Consider the following 1,037-nt stretch of genomic DNA (forward strand, 5'->3'; position numbering starts at 1 on the left):
GCGGGCAGGAAGCCGCGGCCGGGATCCTCGCCGTTGATGCGGAACTCGAAGGAGTGGCCGCGCACCGGGGGGTCGTCGTAGCCGATCGGCTCGCCGTCGGCGATGCGGAACATCTCGCGGACCAGGTCGATGCCGGTGACTTCCTCGGTGACCGGGTGTTCGACCTGCAGGCGGGTGTTGACCTCGAGGAAGGAGATCGTGCCGTCGGTGCCCACCAGGAACTCGACCGTGCCCGCGCCCACATAGCCGGCCTCTTTGAGGATGGCTTTGGAGGCGCGGTAGAGCTCGGCGTTCTGGGCGTCGGTGAGGAAGGGGGCGGGGGCTTCTTCGACGAGTTTTTGGTGGCGGCGCTGGAGGGAGCAGTCGCGGGTGGAGACGACGACCACGTTGCCGTGGGTGTCGGCCAGGCACTGGGTTTCGACGTGGCGGGGTTTGTCGAGGTAGCGCTCGACGAAGCATTCGCCGCGGCCGAAGGCGGCGACGGCCTCGCGGACGGCGGAGTCGTAGAGTTCGGGGACTTCGTCGAGGGTGCGGGCGACTTTCAGGCCGCGGCCGCCGCCGCCGAAGGCGGCTTTGATGGCGATGGGCAGGCCGTGCTGCTCGGCGAAGGCGAGGACTTCTTCCGCGCCGGAGACCGGGTTGGGGGTGCCGGCGACCAGGGGGGCTCCGGCGCGCTGGGCGATGTGGCGGGCGGCGACCTTGTCGCCCAGATCGCGGATCGCGGCGGGTGGGGGGCCGATCCAGGTCAGGCCGGCGTCGAGGACGGCCTGGGCGAAGTCGGCGTTCTCGGAGAGGAAGCCGTAGCCGGGGTGGATGGCGTCCGCGCCGGACTCGGCGGCCGCGGCCAGGACCTTGGCCTGGTCGAGGTAGCTGGCGGCGGGGGTGTCACCACCCAGCGCGTACGCTTCGTCGGCCGCGCGCACATGTACCGCGTCCCGGTCCGGATCGGCGTAGACCGCAACACTCGCGATCCCGGCATCCCGACAGGCACGGGCAACGCGGACCGCGATTTCGCCACGATTGGCGATGAGCACCTT

1 protein-coding gene is annotated in these 1,037 nt (G+C 70.9%); it reads right to left on the reverse strand.

Annotated elements, in window-relative coordinates; genetic code table 11:
* Positions 1-1,037 (reverse strand): acetyl/propionyl/methylcrotonyl-CoA carboxylase subunit alpha (locus PV419_RS52865; protein WP_319701243.1); only part of this gene is annotated, 1,037 nt, incomplete at both ends.

This window comes from Streptomyces sp. ME19-01-6 (assembly GCF_033793745.1).
Lineage (GTDB): Bacteria > Actinomycetota > Actinomycetes > Streptomycetales > Streptomycetaceae > Streptomyces.